Origin of the sequence: Collinsella aerofaciens, assembly GCF_040915545.1 — a bacterium.
Classification (GTDB): Bacteria; Actinomycetota; Coriobacteriia; order Coriobacteriales; family Coriobacteriaceae; genus Collinsella; species Collinsella aerofaciens_BE.
The window spans coordinates 1-3,071 of sequence record NZ_JBCPDH010000060.1; the positions used below are offsets into that span (position 1 = coordinate 1).

The window sequence follows — 3,071 nt, forward strand, 5'->3', positions numbered from 1 at the left end:
TCGATTGGGACAGGCAGGCCTTCGAGGCCGAGCGCAAAATGGATTCTAAAAGACACCTTGCCAAATAGGAGCGTCAGCGCGAGGCCCGTCTTTCCGTTGCTCCGCAGGAGCAGGAAAGACGGGCCTCATGCGCGAGGACGTTTTCAAAACCAAGCCCGGTCCCGGCCGGACAGCCCACGAACGCTACAGGTTCTTGACACCCATCGCGCGCATGGCGTTCAGGATGGCGATGATCGCCACGCCTACGTCGCCGAACACGGCAAGCCACATGTCGGCAATGCCCAGCGCTGCCAGCACCAGGATCAGCAGCTTAACGCCCAGCGCAAAGATGATGTTCTGCCAGACAATCGCCATGGTCTTGCGCGCCACGCGGATCGCGCGGGAAATGTTGGACGGCTTGTCATCCATCAGCACGACGTCCGCCGCCTCAATTGCGGCGTCCGAGCCCATGGCGCCCATGGCGATGCCCACATCGGCACGGGTAAGCACGGGTGCGTCGTTGATACCGTCGCCGACAAAAGCGAGCTTGCCCTTGCCGTTCTCGCTCGCAAGCAACGCCTCAACACGCTCGACCTTATCGCCCGGCAGCAGCTGCGCGTGGAACTCGTCGAGACTGAGTTGCTTGGCCACAGACGCCGCAACCTCCTCGCGGTCGCCCGTGAGCATGACGGTGCGCTTGACGCCGGCGGCGTGCAGGTCGCTGATCGTCTGCTCGGCATCGGCCTTGACGGTGTCTGCAATCACGATGTGGCCGGCGTACACGCCGTCAACGAGCACATGCAGAATCGTTCCGACGACCTCGCAATCGGGCGCTTCGACGCCGGCCGCGGCGAGCATCTTTGCGTTGCCAACGACGACGTGCTTGCCGTCGATGGCTGCCGTCACGCCATGGCCCGCGTCGTTGGTGGAGTCGCTTACGCGCTTGGGGTCGACCTCGCCCTGGTAGGCGACACGTACGGACTGCGCGATGGGGTGATCGGAGAACGACTCAGCAAGGGCTGCGACTTCGAGCAACGACTGCTCGGTATAGCCGGCCTCGGGGTGTACCGCGACCACCGAGAACGTGCCGTTGGTGAGGGTGCCCGTCTTGTCAAAGACGACGGTGTCCACGTCGGCGAGCGTCTCGAGGTAGTTAGAACCCTTGATGAGAACGCCCAGCTTGGATGCGCCGCCGATGCCGCCAAAGAAACTAAGCGGCACGCTGATCACCAACGCGCACGGGCAGCTGACGACCAAGAAGGTCAGGCCGCGCAGAATCCAGTCGGACCAGGCACCGGTGACCAGGCCACCGCCGAGCGCGAGCACCGCGGCAGCGCCGGTGACGGCGGGCGTGTAGATGCGGGCAAAGCGCGTGATGAAGTTCTCGGTGCGTGCCTTCTTTTCGCTGGCATTCTCCACGAGCTCCAGGACGCGTGCGACGGTGGACTCGCCAAAGGGCTTGGTGGTGCGCACGTGGATGAGCCCCGTCATGTTGATGCAGCCGCTGATGATATCGTCTCCGGTTTTGGCCGGGCGGGGGACCGACTCACCGGTAAGGGCGGCGGTGTCGAGCTGGGTTTCGCCCTCGACGATGACGCCGTCGATAGGCACGCGCTCGCCGGGCTTGACCACGATCACGGTGCCGACCGCGATGTCATCGGGGAAGACCTGTTCGAGTGAGCCGTCGGGTTGCTCGACGTTAGCGTAGTCGGGCGCGATGTCCATCATGGCGCTGATCGACTTGCGGCTCTTGCCCACGGCGTATGCCTGGAACAGCTCGCCGACCTGGTAGAACAGCATGACGGCGGCGCCTTCGGCCATGTGCGGGTCTGTGTCGGGGAAGAACACCATGGCAAATGCGCCGATGGTTGCGACGGCCATGAGGAAGCTCTCGTCGAAGGCCTTGCCGCGGCGGATGTTATTGAATGCCTTTTGCAGTACGTCGTAGCCGGCAATCAAAAACGGCACGAGGAACAGCACAAAGCTGGCGTAGATGTCGCCCGGGGTGCCGAATGCGGCGGTAAGGGTGCTGAACTCATCGAGGGCGTACACCACGGCAAAAATGCCCAGCGCTACCAGGATGCGGTTGCGCTTATGCTCGAGTGACTCTTTTTTCTTGCGCTTCTTCTTTTTCTTCTTGGGGTCGGCGGTGGCCATGACTCGTATCCTCCCATTTGAATGTATGAACACTCGCTCATATAATTTCGCGAGCAAAGGCCGCGGCAAGCGCGGCCTTGCGGGTTGGCGTAAACCTGGGCTAGAGAATGATCTCGCAGTCCGGCTCGGCGTCGGCGGTGAACTCCACAACGCGGTCGAGGACCTCGTCGAACTCGGCGTCATCGGCCTCGAGCGTCAACTTCTGGGTCATAAAGTTGACCGAAACGGACTTGACGCCATCGAGCTTGGCCAGCTCGTCCTGAAGCTCACGCGCGCAGTTGGCGCAGTCGATCTCGTCGAGTTTAAACTGCTTTTTCATGGTGGATTCCTTTCCCCGTATTTGCGGCTTGGGTGCAGGCCGCGCTGGTACCGTGGTTGGTCGCTATTCGCAGATGTGGCTCATGCCCTGGTTGAGCATGGTGTAGACGTGGTCGTCGGCGAGCGAGTATAGGATATTGCGCCCGTCGCGCCGGAATTTAACCAGGTGCGACTGCTTGAGTGTGCGCAGCTGGTGCGACACCGCGGACTGCGAGGTTTCGGTCGCTTCGGCGATGTCCGCCACGCAGAGCTCGCGGCCCATGAGGGCATAGAGGATCTTGATGCGCGTGGTGTCGCTGAAGACCTTGAACAGGTCGGCGAGGTCGTAGAGAAGCTCCTCGTCGGGAAGGTCCTCGGGCGAGCAGGTGGTGGGAATCGCGGGTTCGGTGGCCTCGATGTCGGGTTTCGTTTCATCAACGCGGATGCTCATTGCAATATCCTTTCATATGAACATGCGCTCATATAACTTGCTTCCGATTATATGAGTGTATGTTCATATGTCAATGACGTTCAGGTAATTCGTTGCACAAAATGATGGGGACCTTGATTCTCATTTTCATTGCAACAGCCTCAGGACTCAGCGCAACGCGTTGCGCTGAGTCCTGAGGCGCGAATCC

The 3,071-nt window shown here is 61.1% G+C and carries 3 protein-coding genes; all 3 read right to left on the bottom strand.

The genetic code is table 11. The features are described 5' to 3' along the window. Window positions 1-183: 183 nt before the first annotated feature. Window positions 184-2,136: a heavy metal translocating P-type ATPase gene (locus AB5202_RS09855; protein WP_368144658.1), complete on the bottom strand. Its 1,953-nt coding sequence runs from the start codon at window positions 2,134-2,136 to the stop codon at window positions 184-186. A gap of 100 nt (window positions 2,137-2,236) precedes the next feature. Beyond that, complete coding sequence (locus tag AB5202_RS09860) at window positions 2,237-2,455, bottom strand: cation transporter (protein ID WP_006235433.1); 219 nt, start codon at window positions 2,453-2,455, stop codon at window positions 2,237-2,239. Window positions 2,456-2,518: 63 nt separating this feature from the next. Further along, window positions 2,519-2,884, bottom strand: a complete 366-nt coding sequence (locus AB5202_RS09865; protein ID WP_055285819.1) for an ArsR/SmtB family transcription factor — start codon at window positions 2,882-2,884, stop codon at window positions 2,519-2,521. Window positions 2,885-3,071 lie beyond the last annotated feature (187 nt).

What these genes read in the sequence shown, in the direction of transcription:
- AB5202_RS09855 (WP_368144658.1), bottom strand. Translation starts at nt 2,136, where the DNA reads ATGGCCACCGCCGACCCCAAGAAGAAAAAGAAGAAGCGCAAGAAAAAA.
- AB5202_RS09860 (WP_006235433.1), bottom strand. Translation starts at nt 2,455, where the DNA reads ATGAAAAAGCAGTTTAAACTCGACGAGATCGACTGCGCCAACTGCGCG.
- AB5202_RS09865 (WP_055285819.1), bottom strand. Translation starts at nt 2,884, where the DNA reads ATGAGCATCCGCGTTGATGAAACGAAACCCGACATCGAGGCCACCGAA.